This window comes from Bacteroides sedimenti (assembly GCF_040365225.1).
Classification (GTDB): domain Bacteria; phylum Bacteroidota; class Bacteroidia; order Bacteroidales; family Bacteroidaceae; genus Bacteroides; species Bacteroides sedimenti.
In genome coordinates this window covers 3,129,552-3,153,883 of record NZ_AP028055.1, presented here as the reverse complement: position 1 = coordinate 3,153,883, position 24,332 = coordinate 3,129,552, and the positions used below count along the sequence as shown (strand labels likewise).

The window sequence follows — 24,332 nt, the reverse complement described above, 5'->3', positions numbered from 1 at the left end:
ACCGAAAAGCTTATTTACAGCCATTGCAACCAGCACATTTACTTAACTCGCCCCGGAAGCGTTTCTCAATCAGCAAGTGCAGACGTTCTTTCAGAATATCAATCCGAATATAATCTACCACTTCGTTGACAAAAGCAAACATAAGCAACAAGCGGGCTTCGCGTTGAGATATACCACGTGCCTGCATATAAAAGAGTGCACTTTCGTCAAGCTGTCCAACTGTAGCACCATGCCCGCACTTCACATCGTCGGCATAAATTTCCAGCTGCGGCTGTGTAAACATCCTAGCTTCCCGGGTAATACATAGATTGCGGTTTGTTTGCTGCGAGAAGGTCTTCTGCGCATCCTTACGAACCAGTACCTTGCCAGCAAATGCTCCACGCGCCTCATCGTCGAGTACGTACTTATAGAGTTCGTTGCTGGTACAGTTGGATACAGCATGATCAATGAACGTATGATTGTCCACATGCTGATTCTTATCTTCAATTGCCATACCGCACAACGTAATCTCGGCATGTTCGCCCGCCAACAACACATGCGTACGGTTGCGGGTCATGCCGTTATGCAGAGTCATACCGTTGAGCAGGACATTGGATCCGGCATCCTGACGGACATAGCAGTTGGATATACGTGTATTGGCAATATGAGTCTCTTCCAGTTCGTACATATCAAGCACGGCATTTTCTCCGGCAAAAACCTCTATCACCTGTGTAGTAAGGAAATTAACCTGATCCTGTGCATGATCACAAACCAATAACTTTGCCTGAGATCCTTCTTCCATTACTACCAATACCCGGCGATTAACCATGAAATCCACATCGGCACGAAGAATATTTACCAGCTGAATGGTACGTTCTACCACTACCCCTTTCGGGATATAAAGAAAAACGCCATCTTGTACGAAAGAAGTATTAAATGCAGTAATTCCGTCACCCGATGTGTCAGCAAGCTTACCATAGTATTTGCTTACCAGTTCAGGATACTTTTTGGCCATTTCTTTGAGACTGCCCATCAGCACACCTTCCGGCAATTCCACCTTGGGCTGCTCTTTCGTATAGAAAGCATCGTTTACTACGAAGTATAGAGAAGTGCTCATGTTGGGCACATCACATTTAAACACCTCATAAGGATTCACTGGAATCTCCAGGCGATTCAGGTTCAATCCATAATCCGGAGCAAAAGCTTCGCTTACATCAGTATATTTATAATCTTCCAGTTTCTGGGTGGGGAAGCCTAAACGTTCAAAATTGGCAAAAGCCTCGGCACGTTTTGCGTTCAGTACCTCAGCGCTATTTGCACAAATCATCGCTTCACACTGAGAAAAGAGGTCGATATATTGTTGTTCTACCATAATCTTATGATGCTAATTGCCGGCATCCAAGACGGATGCTGACAAATAATTAATTATTCTTCCAACTCTTTCTTAATCCAGTCATAGCCCTTCTCTTCGAGTTCAAGCGCTAATTCAGGACCAGCGGTCTTAACAATCTTTCCCTGATAAAGAACATGCACGATATCGGGTTTAATATAGTCAAGCAATCGTTGATAGTGTGTAATTACAATCGTAGAGTTTTCCGAAGTCTTCAACAGGTTCACCCCGTTGGCAACAATACGAAGCGCATCGATATCAAGTCCGCTGTCGGTCTCATCCAGGATTGAGAGGCGTGGTTCCAGCATAGCCATCTGGAAAATTTCATTCCTTTTCTTCTCACCGCCACTGAAGCCTTCATTAACCGAACGGTTAGCCAGTTTGTTGTCCAGCTCAACAACCGCACGCTTATCACGCATTAACTTCAGGAACTCACTTGCTGTTAGTGAAGGAAGCCCTTTATATTTGCGATGTTCATTTACTGCTGTACGCATAAAATTGACCATACTTACCCCCGGAATCTCTACCGGATACTGGAAACTCAGGAAGATACCTTCGCGGCTGCGGTCTTCGGGAGGAAGATCAAGCAGGTTCTTTCCGTAAAAGGTTACCGAACCTTTTGTTACTTCAAACGCCGGATTTCCTGTCAGGACAGATGACAATGTACTCTTTCCCGAACCGTTGGGACCCATAATGGCATGCACCTCACCCGGTTTCACCGTGAGATTGATTCCCTTTAATATCTCTTTGCCATTGATACTGGCATGTAAGTCTTTTATCTCGAGCATATTATATGTTTTTATTTTATCCAACTGAACCTTCCAGTGAAACCTGCAGCAACTTCTGTGCTTCAACGGCAAACTCCATCGGAAGTTTATTAATTACCTCTTTTGCATAACCATTTACAATCAAGCCGATGGCATCTTCGGTTGAAATTCCTCGCTGATTGCAATAAAACAACTGATCTTCGCTGATTTTTGATGTAGTAGCTTCATGCTCCACAATCGCTGTTTCGTTATGGATATCCATGTATGGGAATGTGTGAGCACCACACTTATCGCCTAGTAACAAACTGTCGCATTGGCTGTAGTTGCGAGCTCCATCGGCTTTTTCAACCACTTTTACCAATCCACGGTAAGAGTTCTGACTCTTGCCGGCAGAAATTCCCTTCGACATAATAGTACTCCTCGTATTTTTCCCCAAGTGGATCATCTTTGTCCCGGTATCCGCCTGCTGATAGTTATTAGTTACTGCAACGGAATAGAATTCCGCCACCGAATTATCACCGGCCAATATACAGCTGGGGTATTTCCAGGTAATGGCCGACCCGGTTTCAACTTGCGTCCAGGAGAGTTTTGAATCATCTCCTTTACAAATACCTCGTTTCGTCACAAAGTTATAAACACCACCTTTACCTTCACTGTCGCCCGGATACCAATTCTGCACGGTTGAGTATTTCACCTCGGCACGGTCGTGAACAATGATTTCCACGATTGCCGCATGCAATTGGTTCTCATCACGCATCGGAGCGGTGCAACCTTCCAGGTAACTCACATACGAATCATCGTCGGCCACAATTAATGTTCTTTCAAATTGCCCGGTATTGGCGGCATTAATACGGAAATAGGTTGATAATTCCATCGGGCATCGAACACCTTTCGGGATATAGACAAATGAGCCGTCTGAAAATACTGCCGAATTAAGTGAAGCAAAGAAATTGTCTCTGTAACCCACCACACTGCCCAGATACTTCTTCACCAAGTCGGGATGCTCCTGTACTGCCTCACTGAAAGAACAGAAAATAATTCCTTTTTCCATCAGTGTCTCTTTAAATGTGGTTTTTACGGAGACTGAATCCATTACTGCATCTACCGCCATTCCGCTTAATGCAAGACGCTCCTCCAGAGGAATACCCAGCTTATTAAACGTTTTAATTAGCTCCGGGTCTACCTCGTCAAGAGATTTAGGTCCAGCTTTTTTCTTTCTCGGATCGGCGTAGTAGCTGATACTTTGATAATCTATCTCAGGAATTGTGAGATGAGCCCAGGTAGGCATTTCCATAGTTTGCCAATGCCGGAAAGCTTTCAGACGAAACTCCAGCAGCCATTCAGGCTCTTCTTTTTTTTCAGAGATAAGACGGATCACATCCTCATTAAGCCCAACGGGAATGATCTCAGTATCCACATCGGTAGTGAAGCCATATTTATACTTCTCTTCCGTAATCTCTTTCAAATATTTATTGGGTTCTTCTTGTTGCATAATTAATGAATATATTTATTCGAAACATCTCTTACCATTGGGAAGATGACTCCTGCCACCTTCTGTACAGGGTAATATAATATAGCGTCTTGTTTATTCTCTTTCGATATAAGCCGATTTCTACCATCAATAAACTGTATCACATTGATAAACAAACTTAGGATGAGCAGGTATTTAACCCCTCCTAAAGCAATTCCAGCCCATTTGTTCAACCAGTTTATATGCATAGCTTCAAGCGTTTTAGTAAAAAAATTACCTGTCAGTGTGGCAATTAACGGCACAGCAACCCATATTATAGCAAAGGCAAGCACCTGATTAAATGTCATTGAGCTTGAAACAGACGGACAAAGCTTTTCAGACAGTGGCATATACAGCAACTTGGCTGCATATAAACCAATAACCAGCCCTACCGTTGAAACAAATAGTTTTACCCCACCTTGGAGGTACCCTTTGAATGCTCCAACACCAATTACCAGCAAAATCAACAAGTCAATAGTCTTCATGCTAATCTATAAACAATAAATGTGCCGAAGTGCCTGTCACCGTATCTTAAATTGATACGTCAGCACATCGGCACATCATAATTGGTAAACTAAGCGACTCTGTTTTCTCAACAGCAAACAAGAGTCTGTTTAGTTATAATGTTTGTTTCACTTCTACTTCTTCAAACGATTCAATGATGTCGCCCACTTTGATGTCGCTATAGTTCTGCAGACTGATACCACATTCGTAGTTCGTTGCAACCTCTTTAACGTCATCCTTGAAACGTTTCAGTGCATTGATTTCGCCGGTAAAGATAACGATACCGTCGCGGATAAGACGAGCCTTATTAGAACGTTTCACCTTACCTTCCTTAACCATAGCACCAGCAACAGTACCCACTTTGGTAATGTGGAATACTTCGCGTACTTCGATGGTTGCTGTAACCTCCTCTTTTACTACCGGAGCAAGCATACCTTCCATAGCAGCCTTTACCTCTTCAATAGCATCATATATGATAGAATACATACGAACATCCACACCTTCCTGTTCAGCAAACCTGCGTGCAGAAGCTGACGGACGAACCTGGAATCCGATGATAATTGCATTCGAAGCTGCTGCCAGGGTTACATCCGATTCTGAAATCTGACCTACTGCTTTGTGAAGCACATTTATTTGAATCTGAGGAGTAGAAAGCTTGATCAATGAGTCGGACAACGCTTCGATTGATCCGTCCACGTCACCCTTCACAATAATGTTCAGTTCCTGGAAGTTACCCAATGCAATACGACGGCCAACCTCATCCAGTGTCAGAAGTTTCTGAGTACGTAAGCCTTGTTCGCGTTGCAACTGTTCACGTTTGGTAGCAATTTCACGGGCTTCCTGTTCTGTTTCAAGCACATGGAAGATATCACCGGCAGTTGGAGCACCATTAAGTCCCAGAATCAATACCGGTTCGGAAGGACCAGCCTCCTTGATGCGTTGGTTACGTTCGTTGAACATGGCTTTTACCTTACCAAAATTGGTTCCGGCCAAAACAATATCTCCCATTTTGATGGTTCCGTTTGACACAAGAACCGTTGCCACATAACCACGTCCCTTATCCAGAGTAGACTCAATCACAGATCCGGTTGCACGACGATTTGGATTAGCTTTCAGATCAAGCAGTTCTGCCTCAAGCAATACTTTTTCCAGCAATTCGTTAACGCCTGTACCCTTCTTTGCAGAAATATCTTGTGACTGGTATTTACCACCCCACTCTTCTACCAGGAAGTTCATGTTTGCCAGGGTTTCTTTAATTTTCTCGGGATTTGCATTCGGTTTATCCACCTTGTTGATGGCAAATACAATAGGTACCCCCGCAGCTACCGCGTGATTGATCGCCTCTTTTGTCTGAGGCATCACATCGTCATCGGCAGCAACAATGATAATTGCAATATCTGTAGCCTTCGCACCACGAGCACGCATAGCGGTAAACGCTTCGTGACCCGGAGTATCCAGGAATGTAATTCTTCTTCCATCCTCAAGCTTCACATTGTAAGCTCCGATGTGCTGTGTAATACCACCAGCTTCGCCAGCAATTACATTTGCTTTACGAACATAGTCGAGCAAAGAGGTCTTACCGTGGTCAACGTGTCCCATTACTGTTACGATTGGTGCACGTGGTTCCAAATCTTCCTCAGCATCTTCCTCTTCTGTGATAGCTTCCGAAACATCTGCACTGACATATTCTGTCTTGAATCCGAATTCTTCGGCTACAATATTAATTGTTTCAGCATCCAGACGTTGATTAATGGACACCATCATACCGATACTCATACAAGTAGCAATAACCTGGTTAACAGAGACATCCATCATACTAGCCAATTCATTAGCTGTTACGAATTCTGTCAGTTTCAGTACTCTGCTTTCTGCCATTTCCTGATCTTCGATAGCTTGCTGACGGCTTGATACAGCATCACGTTTCTCCTTACGATATTTGGATGCCTTATTCTTTCCTTTAGTGGTCAAACGAGCCAACGTCTCTTTCACCTGCTTTGCAACGTCTTCATCGCTTACCTCTGGCTTTATAACCGGTTTTTTGAAGCGATTGGATTGTTGTCCTTTTGTAAAAGGTTTATTTCCATGTTGTCCTGGTTTATTCGCCCTTTCACTATTAGGCACCGGACGTGACACAGCAGAAGGAGTTCCGGTAACATTATTGATATCTACCCGTTCTTTGTTTATTCGGCTACGTTTTTTCTTCTTTTTATCATCTTCCCCTTTATCAACAGCCTTAGGAGTCTTTTCCTCTTCTTTTCTGATTTCTTTGATGATAGCATCTTTCATCAGCTTCTTCTGCTCAATACGCTGCTTGTCTTTTTCTTCGCGTTCTTTGCGTTTCTCCTCTTTTGACTTCTTTTTGGGGCGGGTTGACTGGTTCAATGCATCAAGATCGATCTGACCAACTACATTGATTTTAGACACAAATTCTGTGGTGCGATGGATTTTAAATACATCACCTTCTTCATTTTTTTCCACCTGCTCAACTGTTTTTTCTTCTTTTTTTCCCTCTTTCAATTCCGATTCAGGTTTTTCTTTCTTAGCTGCCGGTTTTTCTTCACTTACTGCAACAGCTGGTTTTTCTTGTTTTTTAATAACTGGCTCCACTACTATTTCTTCTTTAACTTCTTTTGCCTCTAAAACAGGAGTTTTCACCTCCTCTTTCTTTGCCACTTCTTCCTTCTGTTTTACAGGGGCTGGTTGTAAGGCATCAGAAGGCTTATCAGCCACCTTTTGAGTTACAACAGAAGGTTCCGGTTTAACGACCTTTTCTTCTTTTGCAGGAGCTGTTTCTGTCTGTGTTTTCTTGTTTAATTGTTCCAGATCAATCTTTCCTACCTGTTTAAACTTAGGAATAGCATCTTCCGGAAGCACTACTTTAATAACCTTTTCAACCTTCTTCTGAGCAGGTTCTTCTTTCTTCTCTGAATCGAATCCATCGATGGAAATAGAAGCTTTATTCCGGTCTTTATGTTGGCGTTCTTGAATAAATTTATCAGATTCTATGCGCAAATCCTTATCTGAGCTAAACTCTTTTACAAGAATAGCATACTGTTCTTCCGTGATTTTCGTATTCGGGTTTGCCTCAATAGAAAATCCTTTTTTGTGTAAGTACTCGACTACCGTCGTGATTCCTACATTCAAATCTCTTGTTACTTTGTTTAACCTTATCGTCATACTTTTTTTAATTGATAATTGAAATTGGATTATTGAAAAACAGAAAACAAGTCAGAACTGATAACGGAAATGCATCTTTTACCTCCAGCTATCTATTCTCAACCCTCATTCATCAGTCTTCAAACTCCGCTTTCAAAATGCGTAATACCTCATCCACCGTTTCCTCTTCCAAATCGGTTTTTTCAATCAGCATTTCGCGTGGTGCATTCAAAACAGCTTTAGCTGTATCAATACCAATAGCTTTAATTGCATTGATCACCCACTCATCTATCTCATCTTTAAACTCGTCTAGATAGATATCTTCATCCTCTGCATTTTCATCCAATTCGCGGAATACGTCAATGGTGTATTCTGTTAACATACTGGCCAGTTTGATATTCATACCGCCTTTACCTATAGCAAGCGACACTTCTTCCGGTTTCAGGAAGACTTCCGCCTTCTTTTCCTCTTCATTCAGACGAATTGAAGATATTTTTGCAGGACTCAAAGCGCGCTGAATAAATAAAGAGATATTCGATGTATAGTTAATCACATCAATATTCTCATTACGAAGCTCACGAACAATTCCGTGAATACGGCTTCCTTTTACCCCAACACAAGCACCTACCGGATCAATTCTCTCATCATAAGATTCAACGGCTATTTTTGCGCGTTCGCCCGGGATACGTGCTATCTTTCTTATCGTGATCAGTCCGTCGTTAATTTCAGGAACTTCCATCTCAAATAATCTTTGAAGGAAAATAGGAGAAGTTCGTGAAAGGATAATCTTTGGGTTATTGTTCTTATTATCAACGCGAGCGACAACTGCACGTGCAGTTTCCCCTTTCCGATAGAAGTCACTTGGAATCTGCTCTGTCTTAGGCAACAACAACTCATTACCTTCATCATCAAGCAGTAAGATCTCTTTTTTCCAGATCTGGTAAACTTCTGCATTGATTATAGATCCTACCCGATCAATATATTTAGCATAAATACTGTCTTTTTCCAGTTCCAGAATTTTAGAAGCAAGTGTCTGACGAAGGTTAAGAATTGCCCGACGACCAAAATTAGAGAAAATCACTTCGTCTGTAACCTCTTCGCCTACTTCATAGGAGGCATCTATCTTCTGCGCTTCGCTTAATGGAATTTGCATATTCGGATTAGTCAGATTTTCATCTTCAACCACCTCACGGTTACGCCATATTTCAAAATCTCCTTTATCCGGATTCACAATCACATCGTAATTTTCATCCGTGCCAAACATTTTCGCGATCACACTGCGGAAAGACTCTTCAAGTACGCTAACCATAGTGGTTCTGTCAATATTCTTCAGATCTTTAAATTCCGAAAATGTATCAATCAAACTGATTGTTTCCTCTTTCTTGGCCATATTATTTAAAACTAATTAAGTATTTAGTGTATTTTATTTGATCGTAAGTAAAGTAGATATCTTCATCCACTATTTGAGGGCGTTTTGCTCCCTCTTCCTTGACTTTCTTCTGAATAGTAATAGCAAACTTTTCTTCGTCCGCTTCTTTCAGAACTCCAGTATATTTGATTCCGTTTTTCGCAAGTACTTCTACATCACAACCAAGGTGAATATAATATTGCTGCAAAACCTTAAATGGCTGTCCGATACCTGCGGAGCCAACTTCCAATTCGTAATCCTCTTCTTCACGGTTCAGCTTAGATTCGATAAACCGGCTGAGTTCCACACAATCTTCTATCCATACTCCCTCGGAATGATCAATTTCCACAAGAATCTTATCATCCGGAGACACATTAATGTCTACCAAGAAATACTCTTTTCCTTGAAGCCATTCTTCAACAATCTGGCTTACAGTTCTTTTATCTATCATTAGTTCACAATTAAGAACAAAAAAAGGGCTTTAATCGCCCTCACCATTCATCCATTTCGGTTGCAAAGATACGAATAATCCCTTCACGAACAAAATATTAATACTATTTTATTCATATTATGTCCGTAAATATGCTATAATATCTTAAAAAAACGTTCGATATCGCAATAAAAAGGCTTTTATCCTAGAAATCAGTGGTATATTCTCGCAGAGCCTCCCGTAACTCAAGAGACTGTCCCCATGTCATCTTGTCAAGAATAGCCCAAAATTTCTCACTATGATTAAGCTCCACAGTATGAGCTAATTCATGAAGCATTACATAATCCATGAGATGTGAAGGAAGCAAGAGAAGGTAATATGAGAGATTAATGCTTTTACGCACAGAACAACTACCCCATCTTCCCTGACTGGAATTGATCTTCAGTGATTCGTAAGGCAGATTATAATGTTCTGAGAGCTTTTCAAGACGAGCAGGCAATATATATTTTGCATTCCGGCGGAGCGCCTCTCCAATCACTTTTCGTAGCCAGGACTGCAACTCTTCATCATCAAAATTTGCTGTGGGAGGGCAGATAATTTCCGTTTTTCCAGACTCTGAATGGGCCAGAAACTTACTTTGGCGTCCACTAATTAATGATAGTTTAAAAAACTCACTATCGATGCGATAGTCAAGATCAATTCGTTTACGCGCTACTTTCTTTCTGGAAAGAACCAGCTTAACTCTAAATTTATCGATAACACCCTGCACCTCCTCCATTTGCACGCCACAAGGAACAGTTACATAGAGTGCTTCTGGACGAGTACGCATCACAATACGTCTAGCACGGACATTTTCTCTGATAATTATTTTGCCCAATTCCTTGTCTGAATACTCTTTATTTCCTGCCATAAATCCCTTTTAACGGAGCAAAGATAGAGATTCTCTTTGAAGGATTTTCCTTTTTTTCAAAATTATCGGCGGGTAGTGCAACTTTTTAGAAGAGATATTCGTCTAATAAAATAGAAACAATTTAATCTGTACAAATATGAAAAGAAAAACAAAACAATTCATGTTACTGGCAATAACAGCTGCTTTAATGGCTGTTAGCACGAGTTGCCTTCAGGTAAAACGTATCAAGGCCAGTGACAATTTCATAACTAAAGAGGTAAAGACCGAAGGATTCAATGCCATCGAACTGCAAGGAGGAGAAAATTTGATTTTTCAGCAAAGCTCTGACAGTACTACCAGTATTAAAGTCTATGGAGCCGATAATATCGTCGAATTAATGAACATCAGGGTAGAAAACGGAGTTTTAAAAGTAAGCAAAAAAGACAATGTTATCATATTTGGATCTAAAAGCGAAGTCAAAGTAACGGTAATTGCTCCAAAGCTCAACAGTTTAGTTGTTCAGGGTTCCGGCGATGCAATACTAAATACCCCTCTACACTCAGATAAACTGAATATATCCATCCAGGGATCTGGAAACGTAAAAGGAGATAGCATTATTTGCAATGAACTCACTTCTACTATCCAGGGATCAGGTGATATTGACTTGAAAAGAATCGTGGGAGAAAAAGTTAAAGCAGTTATACAAGGCTCTGGAAATATCTTATTCACAGGTGAAGCCAAAACCGCCACACTAGAATCAATGGGATCTGGTGACATCAATGCTGCCGGGCTTAAGGTTGAGAATGTCAATGCCAGCACATTAGGCTCAGGTGACATCGTTTGTCATGCTACTTCGTTCCTAAAAGGAAGTATCCTAGGATCTGGAGACATTACTTATAAAGGAAATCCTAAAGTAGATTTTGCACAAGGAAAGAAAGAACAGAAATAAATATTAGTAGTAGATTCTCTTAAAGTTGGCGGCAGGCTGTTTTCCATCTAATGGAATGAGCCTGCCGCGTTTTTATTGTTCAGCCATTTCCTTTTTTCACATGACTATTTGTTGTTGATACGTCTGCCAGTTTCCTTCTGAAGTCTTCCTTGACAAGTTTTCAGCCCTCATATTAACCTGCACACTATTTGAATCATCATAGCCAGCACTATCCAACAGAAAACTCCACCTTAAAGTAAAGCTGCACCATTATCGGATCAGAAAAAAGACATCTCTGAAGGAGTAAGTTCTTGAAAGAAAAAGTTGATTTTTTATAATCCGCTCATTACATTTGTAAAAATAGAAAATAAGCAGTATGAAAAATCGTAGTCGTTTACTACAACAGGGTACTCCGGGTACGGGGAATGTTCTATATTGGATGAGTCGTGAGCAGCGTGCAAGCAATAATCCGGGGTTAATCTTTGCAGCAAATCTGGCTAAAGAGAGAGGTAAACACCTTGAAGTTCTTTTCGTACTTGACGATACCTTTCCTGAAGCCAACCAGCGGAGTTTTTCATTCCTTCTGGAAGGGCTACAGGAAACAAAAACAACACTGGAATCACTGAATATTCCTTTCAATCTTCGTCTGGGAAATATTCCATCTATAATAATCAGCTATTTACATCTTCATAAAAATGCCCTATTGGTAATAGACTTCAACCCTTTACATCACGCTTTGGCCTGGAAAAAGGAACTGCTATCTTCTCTTTCCATTCCTATTTACGAAGTTGATGGTCATAACATTGTGCCTTGCTGGATAGCTTCCGAAAAGCAGGAATTCGCAGCACGCACATTTCGTCCGAAGATAAACAGACATTTATACGAGTTCCTTTATCCGATGCCGGAGAATGAAACACTTAGACAGGAATATTCATTTATTCCTGAAACTACTGACTGGAAAGAAATACTTTCTTCTTTGAAGATTGATCGCAGCGTTGAGCCTGTAAAAAAGTCTTCCGGTGAAACTGCTGCACGGAAAACATTGCAAACATTTATCCATGAACGAATAGGGCGTTATGCAACAGAACGTAATCACATCGAAACAGATGGTTGTTCCGGGCTCTCGCCATATCTTCATTTCGGTCAGATATCTGCCCTTGAAATTGCTTTGAAGGTGATGAATGATACTCCAGCCGATGCAAACAGGGAGGCCTTCCTGGAACAGCTGATTGTACGAAGAGAATTGGCAGAGAATTTCTGTTATCACAACCCTGATTACGATTCATTCGATGGATTTCCTTCTTGGGCGAAGAAAACATTGCTTCAACATCAGCGCGATGAACGGGAACATCTTTACTCACTTGCAGATTTTGAACAAGCCCGAACTCACGATGAGCTATGGAATAAGACGCAGAGCGTCTTGGTAAAAAGCGGAACAATGCATAATTACCTGCGGATGTTCTGGGGGAAAAAGATTCTGGAATGGTCGCCGTCAGCAGAAGAAGCCATGCAGATAGCCGTCTATCTTAATGACAAGTACCAATTGGATGGCAGAGACCCCAACGGATATACCGGATGTGCCTGGTGCATCGGCGGAGTTCACGACCGCCCCTGGTTTAACCGACCTATTTTCGGTAACATTCGTTACATGGGAGCCAATAAGTTTAAAAATAAGCAACCTTTCGACCCTAATCTGGAGACCGAGTAACTCTGACACAAATATCCTAAAAAATGAATGCGTAGGGAATAACGCCTTTACATTGTCTAAATAGAACAAAGTGATAAGATAGGCAGAACATAGAAACATATTTAGATTTCTTGACGGCAGCTTTACAGGGTGATTCGATTAACTCAGCGCCCAGACGTGATTATAAATAATAAAAGGGTTACCATTTACTGGCAACCCGTTTTATTTGAAGTTAGTTATTTATGAAAATTTGAGAGAATTGAAACTTCACAGCTTCATCGTTTTTGTTTTAATTAAAGCATTTAACTACTACAGTATATTGTGAATGAAAAAGAACAATTTTAAATCACGAGTTTTTAGGCTCCATTGATTTTGCAAGTCTGGCTATAAAATCCTGACTCATATTTCCGGTAAAGTTAATCACCGTAAAGTTATCCGCTTCACGCATTAACATCACCAATTCAATAATTGCGTTCTTCTTTTTACGTATCATAATCTGATAATTCTCAGATTTATCCTCAAACGAGAGATACGGTTCAAACCTTCCAGAGTTTTTCTCGAGGACTTTTAAGGCCTCATTGTAGTACTTTTGGCCATTGACTTCTGTCGTAACCATTCGCATACTCTTCAGTTTTGAAATCATCTCCATCATGTCTTGTTCACCATCCACTTCCAGATTCATCACCTTCTCCATCATCTTCGGACTAATGGTTACACAGGTCAGGTTTGTGTCAGGCAAATGCTTTTCCAGAAACCTGGAAGCAAAATCCTGTGCAGAAACCTTGCCGGCAAGCAACACAATGCAGATTATTAAAAGAACGCGCTTCATTATCATTCCGTAACAGTAACTGTATCTCTTTGCTGATCCTTCAATTTAAGAATTGTATCTGCTGTCAGATGAGCCTGAGACTTGTGAATACCCTTGGAAACTTTCATTAAAGCCGACGATAGTTTTTCGTAAGCCATTTGCGGGTCTTTGTAGGTATCCTTATATGTTTCGTAATTATAATCCAAATTATCTTCTGCCAGGAATGAGCGTTGTGCTACATTTCCCAGTGTTATTACAAATGCCACCATTGCTGCAGCTTTCATGAGAGGCATAAATCGGCCTGCAATTGTGAGTTGTCTGGCTTTCACCACCGGAGCCTCTATTGCCGCCAAGACCTTCTCATCAAAATCAGCGCTTAGTTTCACTTCTTTTTGTGCCTGCTGATAAACAAACACCTCTCTGTATGGAATCAAATGAGCTGGGATCTCTTCCTGAGAAAAGAAAGAACGCAGAATATGTTCTTCCAGAATGGAAGTCTCGCATTCCCAATATTTTTCTATCAGTTGCTCTATATATTTATAATCCATAATTCTCAATGTCTGTATATCTTGTTTTTATCTTTTGTCTTGCTCTGAAGAGGTTCACTTTAACCTGGTCCTCTGTCAGATTCAATACTTCCGATATCTCTTTATAACCTTTCCCCTCAATATCCCGAAGCTGCATTATAGCGCGTTGCTTTTCGGGTAATTCGTTGATCAATTGGTGAATCAGATTCATTCGTTCAGCACTCACTAATTGCTCATAAGGGCCTGATGCTACAACCGTTTGTTCATGTTCTGGTGTCAGTTCTACATTTTGAGCATCCATCTTCTGGCTTCGATCAATTGCTAAGTTTCTACAAACAGTCAAACAATAAGCTTCAATCGATTCCAGTTGTGACCACTCATCACGTTTGTTCCAGGCCCTAATCATTGTATCCTGAACCACATCTTCTGCTTCAGCCCTATCAAAGGTAATCCTAAGGGCCAACCGAAAGAGTTTATCTTTCAGCGGCAATATGTTGTTTCGGAAGCTGATTTCTTGCATCTCTAAATAAATGACGGGTGAGCGTTTAAAAAGTTACAGGCAGACAGAAAAAAAATATGAATTATTTTATGATACGAGTACCTTCATTCTTGTTAATTGCTGAAGATAAGGTAATTACAACCTGTGAAACTCCGGCATTAATTGCAGAAAAAGAGTTCTCCAGTTTAGGAATCATACCTCCCTGAATCACTCCCTGGGCTACATAAGCCTCGAATTCGGCACGTGTAATCTGAGGAATCACACTGTCGTCATCATTTTCATCCCGAAGAACTCCCTTCTTCTCAAAACAGTAGACTAATGTCACATCAAAAATAGCAGCCAATGCTTTGGCTGTTTCTCCGGCAATGGTATCGGCATTGGTATTAAGCATATTACCATTACCATCATGGGTAAGAGGAGCCATTACAGGAACCACTCCTTTCTGAATCAGGTCGGCAAGTATCGTTGCATCCACCTGCTCCACATCTCCTACAAAACCATAATCAACATCCTTCACCGGGCGTTTCACCGAACGGATTACATTCATATCGGCACCGGTCAGGCCCAGAGCATTCACCCCTCTGGCCTGCAGTCCGGCTACAATATTCTTGTTCACCAATCCGCCATATACCATGGTTACCACTTTCAGGGTTTCAGCATCGGTAATGCGACGGCCATTGACCATCTTACTTTCAATTCCCAGCAGGGAGGCGATCTTTGTTGCCGATCGCCCTCCGCCGTGAATCAATACTTTTTTCCCTTCGATAGCGGCAAAGTCGTTCAGAAGCTGAGCCAGAGTAGCTTCTTCTTCCACCACCTTACCACCTACCTTAATTATAACTAATTTCTCTTTCATTGTTTATTCCAGATAAGTATATCCATAAAGACCGGAACGGTAGTTGGAAAGGAATTCTTTTCCTTCTTCCACCGTAATGCGTCCGTTCTTCACGGAAGATGTCACCCATGTTTCCAGGGTACGCACCAGTTTCTTCGGATTATACTGAACATAATCCAATACTTCTGCCACAGTTTCACCATCAATAATCTGATCAATGCTGTATCCTTTGTCGTTCACTGTAATGTGAACCGCATTGGTGTCGCCAAAGAGATTATGCAGGTCTCCCAGAATTTCCTGATAAGCTCCAACCAGGAATACGCCCATGTAGTAGGGTTCTTTACCTTTCAGGCTATGCACAGGCAGATAATGTGAAACATTGCGGGTAGAGATAAAGTTATCTATCTTCCCGTCTGAATCACAGGTAACATCCTGCAGCGTAGCTGAGCGGTCCGGTTTCTCATCAAGCCTTTGAATAGGCATAATTGGGAAGATCTGATCAATCGCCCACGAATCAGGCAATGACTGAAACAGCGAGAAGTTACAGAAATATTTATCCGCCAGCAGTTTGGACAGCTGACGGAATTCATCCGGGGCATGTTTTATTCCGGAAGCAATCTGATTAATCTCACGGGTTATCGACCAGAAAAGGCGTTCAATTTGAGCACGTGTTTTCAAATCTACAATTCCGTGACTGAACAAATCGAGTGCCTCCTCACGAATCTGCTGTGCATCGTGCCATGCTTCCAGCATCTTATTCTGATTCAACGTATCCCAGATGGAGTACAATTCTTTTAGCAGTTCATGATCATCTTCATTCACCACCTCTTCATCATCCCATTCAGGAAGAGAAGCTGTTTCAAGTACTTCAAATACAAGCACAGAGTGATGTGCTGTCAGTGAGCGTCCGGATTCGGTAATGATATTGGGATGCGGAATGTCTCTCTTATCAGCAGCATCTACCAAAGTAGAAATCGAGTCGTTTACATACTCCTGAATAGAATAATTCACACTGCTTTCACTGTTTGAGGAACGGGTTCCATCATAATCCACACCGAGCCCGCCACCAATATCAACAAATTCCACTTTATAGCCCATACAATGCAGTTGCACGTAGAACTGTGAAGCTTCACGCAAAGCTGTCTTGATTCGGCGAATCTTAGTTACCTGACTTCCAATATGGAAATGGATCAGCTTCAGGCAATCTTTCATATCTTTCTTTTCGAGGAAGTCGAGTGCTTCAAGCAACTCACTGGAGGTCAGACCAAATTTACTGGCATCTCCACCAGAATCTTCCCATTTACCACTTCCTGAAGATGCCAATTTAATACGAATGCCTATATTGGGCATTACATTAAGTCTTTTGGCCAATTTTGCAATAAGCTTCAGTTCATTCAGTTTTTCTACAACCAGGAAAATACGTTTTCCCATCTTCTGAGCCAGAAGCGCCAGCTCTATATAGCTTTCGTCTTTATATCCGTTGCAAATGATTAAAGAATCAGAATCTGTATTGATGGCAATTACCGCATGCAGTTCAGGTTTAGAACCAGCTTCCAGTCCCAGGTTGAATTTCTTTCCATGACTGATAATCTCCTCCACTACCGGACGCATCTGATTCACCTTGATAGGATAAATTATAAAGTTCTGGCCTTTATAACCATACTCCTCGGCTGCTATCTGAAAGCATTTTGCTGTTTTTTCAATCCGGTTATCAAGAATATCCGGAAAGCGCAACAACATAGGAGCTGAAACATCTCTCAGCTGCAATTCATCAACCAAGTCTTTTAAGTCGACAGCCACTCCATCTTTACGTGGGGTTACAACTACACGACCTTTGTCATTGATACCAAAGTACGAGGTTCCCCAACCTGTAATGTTGTAGAGTTCCTCTGAATCTTCAATACGCCATTTTCTCATTTTCTGTTCTTATACTATTATACGTAAGTTATTAATTTCGCAAAAATACTCATAAATCTATAGTTTACAATTGGTAAGAAGCATATTTTTACTAAATGAGCCATATTCTTAAGATAATAAAACAAAAAATCTTATTTTTGCAGGGAAAATAAGATTCATATAAAGGATTATCGAAAAATATGAAAATAGAAAGTTCAGCTTTTCAATTTGAAAAAGAAATGATTTGGGAAGAAGCTGGTCAGGGTGTCAAACGCCAGATCATGGGATATAACAACGATCTGATGATGGTCAAAGTAGCGTTCGAGAAAGGATCTATCGGATCCGTTCATACTCACCCACATACACAGGCAACTTATGTTGCAAGCGGAGTTTTTGAATTTACTAACGACGGTGAAACTAGTATCGTCAAAGCTGGAGACGGGGTTTACATCAAGCCCAATGCATCTCATGGATGTGTATGCCTGGAAGCAGGCACATTGATTGATACCTTCAACCCGATGAGAGAAGATTTTATTAACAAGTAAGATGCTATAATTTCAGCAGATTCTTTAATGCAATAACAGAAGACTTAATCTGGTATATATTCTCCAGCTGGTCGGCATTAAAAATATATTTGGCTTGAGTATAGAACGGTTTTCTTTTCTCAAGAGCCTCAACAATAAAGGACTTCAGCTCTTCATTCGTTTTTCCCTGCAGAATGGGGCGGTTGTGCGTAGCTACTTTCAGGCGGTGAAACAGCACTCCGGGACTGACATTCAGGAAAACTGTATCTCCTTTCTGGTTCATCACCTCCATATTATCGAAGAAACAGGGAGCGCCACCTCCGGTGGAAATCACCACATTCTCAAATTCGGCAACCTCTAGCAGCATTTGCCTTTCCACCTCACGAAATCCATTTTCTCCTCTTTCAATAAAGATTTCCCTCACGGTTTTGTGGTATCTTTCTTCAATATACCAGTCCAAATCGATAAAAGACAACCCGACCTCTCTGGCAAAAGCCTTTCCGAGTGTTGTCTTTCCCGACCCCATATACCCAAGCAAGAAAATCCGAATCATACCGCGTCATTTTTATATTTCCATGCAAAGATAAAATTAAAAAGGAAGAACTTGCCAGCCTTTCAGTATGTTTTTTATCTTTGCAAAAACACAAAACTATTAAAAACAGAATATGCTTAAAAAAATAATGCTAATGGCCATTTCAGCTATGACACTTTCCTCTTTCACGCTGGAAAAGAATAATCCGGATGCTACAAAAAATAGCGAACTTTACCTGCTTATAGGTACTTACACCTCTGGTACCAGCAAAGGTATTTACGTCTACCGATTCAATACAGAGAGTGGAGAGAGTAGCTATGTGAGCCAGATCGATGGAATTTCAAATCCGTCCTATCTGACCGTTTCACCCAATGAAAAATTTGTCTATTCAGTAAGTGAGAATGAGGCAGGAAATGCCCAAGCTTGTGCATTCTCTTTCGACAAAAAGAGTGGTAAGCTGACTTTCCTTAATTCACAAAAAACCAACGGCGGTTCACCGTGTTACATCAATACCGATCCGAAAGGAAAATATGTAATCACTGCCAACTATTCAGGTGGGAATGTGACCGTATTCCCTGCAAAGAGTGACGGTTCACTGCTTCCGGCCAGTCAGGTCATCGGTTTTGAAGAGAGAGACAAACCCGATTCCCGCCTGCATTGTGTTGCATTCTCGCCCGACGGAAAATATCTGTTTGCCGACGACCTAGGGAAAGACAAAGTGCATAAATTCACAGTGAACTACCCTACAAAAGGAACAGATAACAGCACATTTCTGCTAACAGGAAAACCCGCCGCTTTCGAAGTTGAACAGGGTTCCGGTCCCAGACACCTCACTTTCCACCCCAACAGAAAATTCGCTTATCTGATTAATGAAAAATCGGGCAAAGTAACCGTTTTCAAGTACAACAAAGGAACACTGAAAGACATTCAGTACATTGCAGCCGACACCACTCCGGGAGTTGGCAAGAAAGGTAGCGGTGATATCCATATTACACCTGACGGGAGATACCTCTATGCTTCCAACCGACTAAAGGCCGACGGACTTGCCATCTTTAAGATCAACCAGTCCACCGGAGAGCTCACCCGAATTGGTTACCAGTTTACCGGAATACATCCCCGCAACTTCATCATCACTCCAAACGGAAAATATTTGCTGGTGGCCAGTCGTGACAATAACAACATCCAGATATTCGCCATCGACTCCAATAGCGGCTTGCTGAAAGATACCGGAAAAGAGATAAAGATAGACAAACCGGTCTGCCTGAAGTTTGCCAACTTGAAATAGACCATTTAAACGTTCCCTTTACTTTGTCATCATGCAAAATAAAGGGAACGTTTCTTTTTCGCCGTTTCGAAATTTATAAAATGGAGTTTTTACATCCCTGAGCTACCTCAGGCACACTAAGAGAAGTGGCTTTCACGTAATTAAAGAGTATCTTCCAAAGGAAGTTCGGCAGCCATCCGCTTCACCTCTACCCTACTAATCTTTCCGCTTCCTGTCTGCGGTATGGCATCTACCAGGAAAATCTTTTTCGGTAATTGATAAGGAGAAAGCACTTTTTGCATGTCATCTACAAGCTTCTCCGTATCCACGTGAGGTACAACAAGCAGAACCACTACTTCACCGAATTTAGGATGAGAACGCGAAGTAATTGCAAAAGGAGTCTGAATCAGCGGTTTCAGCAGTTCCTCCACCTTCTCTATCTGAATCTTGACGCCTCCGCTATTTATTATGTTATCCTTGCGCCCCAGAATATCAAAACTGCCATCGGCATGAATTTCGGCGATATCATTCGTCACCAGCCTTTCGTCATTGACCAGCGGAGCATCAATCACCAGAGTTCCTTCCGGAGATAGTGACAGCTTGACCGATGAAAAAGGATGATAGCTGGCCGAAGCCTGCGAACCGTTCAGCCTTCTTAGCGCAATGTGCGAAAGTGTTTCCGTCATTCCATAGGTACAGTAAATCTCACCCGGGAATCCTTTCAGCTCTTCTTCCAGCTGCGGGTCAACAGCTCCTCCCCCTATAATCAGGATATCCGATTGCTTTAGAAGCTCCCTCTCCCGGGACACCTGCAAACTATTGAACACCTGCAAAGGCACCATCGAAAGGAAGCGAAACGGATATTTCACCTTCTCCAGCGGATGACCGCAGGTGGGAATAAAATGAATGTCCAGTCCGGCCACCAATGCCCGTACCGCCATCATCTTCCCCGCGATATACTCCATCGACATGCATATCAATGCGCTATCTCCTTTACTCAGGTTCAGAAACTCACAGGTGAGGCGGGCGCTCTGCATCATCTGTTCCTTACGGACGACCAGCTCTTTCGGCTTTCCGGTAGAGCCCGATGTATGCACTCTGATGCAATCATCTCCGTCAAACCACTGACTAAGGAAAGCATGCAACCCGGCATAGACGGGTTTATCCTTCAAAAAACGCTGAATCTCTCCCGGAGAATAGGTCGTCCCGTCGAGCGTCAGCGTCTGTTTTTCTATGTTAAGCTCATACTTCATCCTCTGGCTTTGCATTGTACCACAGCTTATCTCCCCGGATACTCAGCGCCATGGCTACATTATCCGTAAAAAGCATTCCTGTTCCCAGTCCCTGTGGAAGTGTGGGCGAAAGTGTGGCGCACCATTGAGCAATGGCATTCAATCCGATGTTCGATTCCAAGGCGGAAGTTACCCACCAGCCAATTTGCCGACTTTCAGCCTCATCTATCCATTCCGTGCAACCGCTTATCCCTCCATGAAGAGAAGGTTTCAGAATGATGTATTGCGGAGCAATCTTATTCAGCAACTCCCTCTTTCCGGCAACCGTATTACAGCCTATCAGTTCCTCGTCCAGCGCAATCGGTATCGGCGTTGCTTTCGTCAACCGCGCCATCTCCTCCCACTGTCCAGCCCGGATGGGTTGTTCTATGGAGTGGATGTCCAGCTCCGCCAGGCGGTTCAGCTTGTTCAACGCATCATCCGGAGCAAACGCCCCGTTGGCATCCACCCTGAGTTCCACCTCTCTGGCGGTAAAATGCTTTCGGATATGCCTTAAGAGCGACAACTCCTGTTCAAAGTTAATCGCTCCGATTTTTAATTTAATGCAACGGAACCCCTGCTCCATCTTCTTCTCAATCTGATGGAACATCTGTGCATAGTCGCCCATCCATATCAGTCCGTTGATGGTAATTCCGCTCTCTCCACGAGAGAAAGGGGTATCCCACAACGCAAAGCTGTTGGCTTTGTAATGCAGAAGAGCCGTCTCCAGCCCAAACACGATGGAAGGATACGGACGCAGCGCCTCCTTATCCAGCTCCCCGGTCTCCTCCAGTCTCCGACATGCCGCTTTGAGAATATCTTCATAATCCGGCAGGTCATCACAGCTCAGAGCAGGTAGCGGAGCACACTCCCCTATCCCGATTCGCAAAGGCTCCTCCACGGAAGCGAGGGTAACGTACCATACCTTTCGGGTATTGTACACCCCGCGCGAAGTACCCGCCGGTTGTTTAAAATGCAATATTGAAGAACGTATCGTTGCCTTAAAAGTCATGGCTATGGAAATTTTGGGAATTTCTTGAAGTCAGGCTTACGCTTTTCCAGGAATGCATTCTTACCTTCCTGCGCCTCTTCCGTGAGATAGTACAATAAAGTGGCATCACCTGCCAGTTCCTGAATTCCGCTTTGACCATCCAATTCAGCATTCAGTCCGGCCTTAATCATCCGAAGTGCCAGCGGACTGTGTTGCATCATGGTTTCTGCCCAATCCACCACTTCATCCTCCAGCTGTTCCAACGGAACCACCTTGTTCACCAATCCCATCTGCAATGCTTCCTGTGCATTGTACTGACGGCAGAGGAACCAGATTTCACGCGCCTTCTTCTGTCCCACGCAACGAGCCAGGTAAGAAGAGCCGAATCCGGCATCGAAACTTCCCACACGAGGGCCGGTTTGACCGAAGATTGCATTTTCGGAAGCAATCGAAAGGTCGCACACCACCTGAAGCACATGTCCGCCACCAATGGCATAACCATTTACCATAGCGATAACCGGCTTCGGAATAGAGCGAATCTGTTTCTGAACATCGAGCACACTCAAGCGAGGCACCCCGTCCTTACCGATATATCCACCTTTTCCTTTTACATTCTGGTCACCGCCCGAACAGAAAGCCTTGTCACCAGCACCGGTAATCACCACCACACTGATGTCGGCACATTCGCGGCAGATAGTGAGCGCATTGCTCATCTCACCGGTAGTTGTCGGAGTAAACGCGTTTCTGTAGCGTGGACGATTGATTGTAATCTTCGCTATCCCATTATAAAATTCAAACAGGATATCTTCATATTCCTTGATGGTTTCCCATTTTCTTGTTTCCATATAACTCTATTTTAGATGATGATAATATGCTCTGAACACCTCCGCATTCACCTCCATCGGAGTTTTTGTCTCCATCAATATCGGCCTTTCGGAGTTATCACTGACAAAAGTAACAATATTCTCTTTCAATTCCGCCTCATTCTCAACGGAAAGATATTCAAATCCCATTGCATCGGCCCACTCTCTCGCACCAGTATTGTGTCGGTAAGAGACATGTTCATTCAAAGATTCCGCCTTGTTCAATCCCGGAAGCAGATGGAAGATTTCCCCGCCGCCGTTGTTCACCAGCAAAACACGCAGATTCTTACCGATATGCCTGTTCCAGAGGGCATTCACATCGTAGAAGAAGCTGAGGTCGCCAATCACCAGAAAAGTAAGTGCCTGATGAATCGCCGAATATCCCACCGCAGTAGACATGGAACCATCAATGCCGCTGGTACCCCGGTTGCAGAAGACCGGAATCTCCGGATTCAGTTGAAAAAGTTGTGCGTTGCGTACCGTGGAACTGTTTCCCAATTGCAGTGCCGCCCCTTCGGGCAATACCGGAAAGAGCTCCTTCAGCACCTGCAGGTCCGAGAATGGCATAGCCGCCATAAACTCTTCACTCTTGTTTCTCAATTGTTCCGATTCATTTTTCCAGATCGAACTGAAGGCCATCGATTGTGATTCTTCGGGAGTGCCCAGCAACGAAAAGAAATGGTGGTCCATCTCTATTACATCCGTAAGCGACTGGAACAAATCGGGAACAGAACCGTCGAGTGACAGGTGCCAATGCTGAGCCGGACGCTGCTTTCTCATAAACTGCCTAATCCGTTTCGAAACCACATTCCCTCCAAAGGTTATCAGCAGATCCGGAGTAAACTCCTCCCACCGTTCAGCAGGAAGAGCGTATATTATCTGGTCGAAATTCCCAATCACTGCATCCGAAGGGATATTGGCGAGATGCTCTGCCAATACAACACAATCCCATTGAGCGGCAAGTGTCTCAATTGTATTTTTTACCTTTTCACCGGGCAGTTGCTGACCTATAATTATCATCCGCTTGCTGCTTTGTGCCCACTGTCGACGGAAGTAATCGTTGTTATCGAGCGACTTGGGATATCCACCCGAGTAGCGGATGGTTCTTACCCGAGGAAGTTCCTCGGCAGTAAATTCAAAGAGGGGTTCCGAAAGCGGCACATTGATTTGCACAGGACCATTACCATGATGCGTCAACTTCAGCAACGCTTCGTTAATCAGCCGATTGCAGTACCACTCATCTTCAGCCGTAGTGGGTTCGGGCAGTGAAACAGATTTCTTAACCATCGTATTGAATATCCCCGGTTGCGGCAGCGTCTGCCCGTCCATCTGCCCTATCCATGCCGCAGGACGGTCGGCCGAAATAACCAGTAACGGCAACTGTTGATAGAATGCCTCGGCAACCGCCGACCCAAAGTTGAGCAGCGCCGTACCCGAAGTACAGCACACCGCCACCGGTCGTTGCAGTTTTTCAATCAGTCCCAGTGCAAAGAACGCCGCGCTACGCTCGTCCACCACTGTAAAACAGCGGAATGCCGGGTGTTGGGTAAGCGTCTGAATAATCGGAGCATTCCGTGAACCCGGTGAAACCACCACGTGGTCAATGCCATACTCGCGCAGCAAGGCTGCCAGTTGAAGAACATTCTTTTTATTCGAATACATACAAATCCTCCC

21 protein-coding genes and 1 pseudogene are annotated in these 24,332 nt (G+C 42.9%); 4 read left to right on the top strand and 18 right to left on the bottom strand.

Going from position 1 to position 24,332, the window contains the following annotated elements; genetic code table 11:
• Positions 1-10: 10 nt before the first annotated feature.
• The 8 genes and pseudogenes from sufD to ABWU87_RS12605 all read right to left on the bottom strand — a co-directional run bounded on the left by sufD (position 11) and on the right by ABWU87_RS12605 (position 10,054).
• Positions 11-1,354: a Fe-S cluster assembly protein SufD gene (gene sufD / locus ABWU87_RS12640; RefSeq protein WP_353334469.1), complete on the bottom strand. Its 1,344-nt coding sequence runs from the start codon at positions 1,352-1,354 to the stop codon at positions 11-13.
• Between the two features lie 50 nt (positions 1,355-1,404).
• A complete protein-coding gene (gene sufC, locus ABWU87_RS12635) occupies positions 1,405-2,157 on the bottom strand; it encodes a Fe-S cluster assembly ATPase SufC (RefSeq protein WP_353331258.1) in 753 nt (250 codons plus the stop codon).
• A 16-nt stretch (positions 2,158-2,173) separates the two neighbouring features.
• Positions 2,174-3,628, bottom strand: coding sequence for a Fe-S cluster assembly protein SufB (sufB, locus tag ABWU87_RS12630; RefSeq protein ID WP_353331256.1), 1,455 nt, complete (start codon positions 3,626-3,628; stop codon positions 2,174-2,176).
• 2 nt (positions 3,629-3,630) lie between these two features.
• The gene (locus ABWU87_RS12625; protein ID WP_353331254.1) at positions 3,631-4,131 is read right to left on the bottom strand and encodes a CvpA family protein; all 501 of its coding nucleotides are present in this window, start codon (positions 4,129-4,131) and stop codon (positions 3,631-3,633) included.
• 133 nt (positions 4,132-4,264) lie between these two features.
• Positions 4,265-6,607 (bottom strand): annotated as a pseudogene (gene infB, locus ABWU87_RS12620) (translation initiation factor IF-2); the annotation flags it as partial.
• An 832-nt stretch (positions 6,608-7,439) separates the two neighbouring features.
• Positions 7,440-8,696 carry a transcription termination factor NusA gene (gene nusA / locus ABWU87_RS12615; RefSeq protein ID WP_353331250.1) on the bottom strand — a complete coding sequence of 419 codons (1,257 nt, stop codon included), beginning with the start codon at positions 8,694-8,696 and terminating at the stop codon, positions 7,440-7,442.
• 1 nt (position 8,697) lies between these two features.
• Complete coding sequence (gene rimP / locus ABWU87_RS12610; RefSeq protein ID WP_353331248.1) at positions 8,698-9,165, bottom strand: ribosome assembly cofactor RimP; 468 nt, start codon at positions 9,163-9,165, stop codon at positions 8,698-8,700.
• 184 nt (positions 9,166-9,349) lie between these two features.
• Entirely contained in the window at positions 9,350-10,054 is a 705-nt protein-coding gene (locus ABWU87_RS12605; protein WP_353331246.1) for a YgjP-like metallopeptidase domain-containing protein, read from the bottom strand.
• Between the two features lie 136 nt (positions 10,055-10,190).
• On the opposite strand from ABWU87_RS12605, the gene ABWU87_RS12600 reads away from it, so the two are divergent.
• Positions 10,191-10,982, top strand: a complete 792-nt coding sequence (locus tag ABWU87_RS12600) for a head GIN domain-containing protein (protein ID WP_353331244.1) — start codon at positions 10,191-10,193, stop codon at positions 10,980-10,982.
• Between the two features lie 355 nt (positions 10,983-11,337).
• Positions 11,338-12,669, top strand: coding sequence for a deoxyribodipyrimidine photo-lyase (locus ABWU87_RS12595; RefSeq protein ID WP_353331242.1), 1,332 nt, complete (start codon positions 11,338-11,340; stop codon positions 12,667-12,669).
• A 325-nt stretch (positions 12,670-12,994) separates the two neighbouring features.
• Here the strand turns inward: ABWU87_RS12595 and ABWU87_RS12590 are convergent, their stop codons facing one another.
• The 5 genes from ABWU87_RS12590 to speA form a co-directional block, all read right to left on the bottom strand.
• A complete protein-coding gene (locus ABWU87_RS12590) occupies positions 12,995-13,477 on the bottom strand; it encodes a DUF4252 domain-containing protein (RefSeq protein WP_353331240.1) in 483 nt (160 codons plus the stop codon).
• 2 nt (positions 13,478-13,479) lie between these two features.
• Positions 13,480-14,004: a hypothetical protein gene (locus tag ABWU87_RS12585; protein WP_353331238.1), complete on the bottom strand. Its 525-nt coding sequence runs from the start codon at positions 14,002-14,004 to the stop codon at positions 13,480-13,482.
• Positions 13,994-14,503, bottom strand: a complete 510-nt coding sequence (locus ABWU87_RS12580; RefSeq protein WP_353331236.1) for an RNA polymerase sigma factor — start codon at positions 14,501-14,503, stop codon at positions 13,994-13,996. Before ABWU87_RS12580 ends, ABWU87_RS12585 begins: the two co-directional genes overlap by 11 nt.
• Positions 14,504-14,564: 61 nt before the next feature.
• A complete protein-coding gene (argB, locus tag ABWU87_RS12575) occupies positions 14,565-15,338 on the bottom strand; it encodes an acetylglutamate kinase (protein ID WP_353331234.1) in 774 nt (257 codons plus the stop codon).
• Positions 15,339-15,341: 3 nt separating this feature from the next.
• On the bottom strand, positions 15,342-17,234 hold the full coding sequence (speA, locus tag ABWU87_RS12570) for a biosynthetic arginine decarboxylase (protein WP_353331232.1): 1,893 nt from the start codon (positions 17,232-17,234) through the stop codon (positions 15,342-15,344).
• A gap of 179 nt (positions 17,235-17,413) precedes the next feature.
• Between speA and ABWU87_RS12565 the strand changes: the two genes are divergently transcribed.
• Positions 17,414-17,758, top strand: a complete 345-nt coding sequence (locus ABWU87_RS12565) for a cupin domain-containing protein (protein WP_353331230.1) — start codon at positions 17,414-17,416, stop codon at positions 17,756-17,758.
• Between the two features lie 4 nt (positions 17,759-17,762).
• Here ABWU87_RS12565 and ABWU87_RS12560 read toward each other — a convergent pair whose 3' ends face one another.
• Positions 17,763-18,290, bottom strand: coding sequence for a shikimate kinase (locus ABWU87_RS12560; protein ID WP_353331228.1), 528 nt, complete (start codon positions 18,288-18,290; stop codon positions 17,763-17,765).
• Between the two features lie 112 nt (positions 18,291-18,402).
• Between ABWU87_RS12560 and ABWU87_RS12555 the strand changes: the two genes are divergently transcribed.
• Positions 18,403-19,554, top strand: a complete 1,152-nt coding sequence (locus ABWU87_RS12555) for a lactonase family protein (protein ID WP_353331226.1) — start codon at positions 18,403-18,405, stop codon at positions 19,552-19,554.
• A gap of 140 nt (positions 19,555-19,694) precedes the next feature.
• Here ABWU87_RS12555 and ABWU87_RS12550 read toward each other — a convergent pair whose 3' ends face one another.
• From ABWU87_RS12550 to menD, 4 genes are read right to left on the bottom strand one after another with little or no spacing between them, the layout of a single operon-like run.
• Positions 19,695-20,801: an AMP-binding protein gene (locus ABWU87_RS12550; protein WP_353331224.1), complete on the bottom strand. Its 1,107-nt coding sequence runs from the start codon at positions 20,799-20,801 to the stop codon at positions 19,695-19,697.
• Positions 20,776-21,816: an o-succinylbenzoate synthase gene (locus tag ABWU87_RS12545; protein ID WP_353331222.1), complete on the bottom strand. Its 1,041-nt coding sequence runs from the start codon at positions 21,814-21,816 to the stop codon at positions 20,776-20,778. The genes ABWU87_RS12550 and ABWU87_RS12545 overlap by 26 nt, the downstream gene beginning before the upstream one ends.
• A 2-nt stretch (positions 21,817-21,818) precedes the next feature.
• A complete protein-coding gene (menB, locus tag ABWU87_RS12540; RefSeq protein ID WP_353331220.1) occupies positions 21,819-22,640 on the bottom strand; it encodes a 1,4-dihydroxy-2-naphthoyl-CoA synthase in 822 nt (273 codons plus the stop codon).
• A gap of 6 nt (positions 22,641-22,646) precedes the next feature.
• Positions 22,647-24,320 carry a 2-succinyl-5-enolpyruvyl-6-hydroxy-3-cyclohexene-1-carboxylic-acid synthase gene (menD, locus tag ABWU87_RS12535; RefSeq protein ID WP_353331218.1) on the bottom strand — a complete coding sequence of 558 codons (1,674 nt, stop codon included), beginning with the start codon at positions 24,318-24,320 and terminating at the stop codon, positions 22,647-22,649.
• Positions 24,321-24,332: the final 12 nt, after the last annotated feature.

Coding starts and splice junctions, on each gene's coding strand:
- ABWU87_RS12550 (WP_353331224.1), bottom strand. CDS start 20,801: ATGCAAAGCCAGAGGATGAAGTATGAGCTTAACATAGAAAAACAGACG.
- ABWU87_RS12580 (WP_353331236.1), bottom strand. CDS start 14,503: ATGCAAGAAATCAGCTTCCGAAACAACATATTGCCGCTGAAAGATAAA.
- menD (WP_353331218.1), bottom strand. CDS start 24,320: ATGTATTCGAATAAAAAGAATGTTCTTCAACTGGCAGCCTTGCTGCGC.
- ABWU87_RS12585 (WP_353331238.1), bottom strand. CDS start 14,004: ATGGATTATAAATATATAGAGCAACTGATAGAAAAATATTGGGAATGC.
- rimP (WP_353331248.1), bottom strand. CDS start 9,165: ATGATAGATAAAAGAACTGTAAGCCAGATTGTTGAAGAATGGCTTCAA.
- nusA (WP_353331250.1), bottom strand. CDS start 8,696: ATGGCCAAGAAAGAGGAAACAATCAGTTTGATTGATACATTTTCGGAA.
- menB (WP_353331220.1), bottom strand. CDS start 22,640: ATGGAAACAAGAAAATGGGAAACCATCAAGGAATATGAAGATATCCTG.
- ABWU87_RS12565 (WP_353331230.1), top strand. CDS start 17,414: ATGAAAATAGAAAGTTCAGCTTTTCAATTTGAAAAAGAAATGATTTGG.
- sufC (WP_353331258.1), bottom strand. CDS start 2,157: ATGCTCGAGATAAAAGACTTACATGCCAGTATCAATGGCAAAGAGATA.
- argB (WP_353331234.1), bottom strand. CDS start 15,338: ATGAAAGAGAAATTAGTTATAATTAAGGTAGGTGGTAAGGTGGTGGAA.
- speA (WP_353331232.1), bottom strand. CDS start 17,234: ATGAGAAAATGGCGTATTGAAGATTCAGAGGAACTCTACAACATTACA.
- ABWU87_RS12560 (WP_353331228.1), bottom strand. CDS start 18,290: ATGATTCGGATTTTCTTGCTTGGGTATATGGGGTCGGGAAAGACAACA.
- sufB (WP_353331256.1), bottom strand. CDS start 3,628: ATGCAACAAGAAGAACCCAATAAATATTTGAAAGAGATTACGGAAGAG.
- ABWU87_RS12605 (WP_353331246.1), bottom strand. CDS start 10,054: ATGGCAGGAAATAAAGAGTATTCAGACAAGGAATTGGGCAAAATAATT.
- ABWU87_RS12625 (WP_353331254.1), bottom strand. CDS start 4,131: ATGAAGACTATTGACTTGTTGATTTTGCTGGTAATTGGTGTTGGAGCA.
- ABWU87_RS12600 (WP_353331244.1), top strand. CDS start 10,191: ATGAAAAGAAAAACAAAACAATTCATGTTACTGGCAATAACAGCTGCT.
- ABWU87_RS12545 (WP_353331222.1), bottom strand. CDS start 21,816: ATGACTTTTAAGGCAACGATACGTTCTTCAATATTGCATTTTAAACAA.
- ABWU87_RS12590 (WP_353331240.1), bottom strand. CDS start 13,477: ATGAAGCGCGTTCTTTTAATAATCTGCATTGTGTTGCTTGCCGGCAAG.
- ABWU87_RS12555 (WP_353331226.1), top strand. CDS start 18,403: ATGCTTAAAAAAATAATGCTAATGGCCATTTCAGCTATGACACTTTCC.
- ABWU87_RS12595 (WP_353331242.1), top strand. CDS start 11,338: ATGAAAAATCGTAGTCGTTTACTACAACAGGGTACTCCGGGTACGGGG.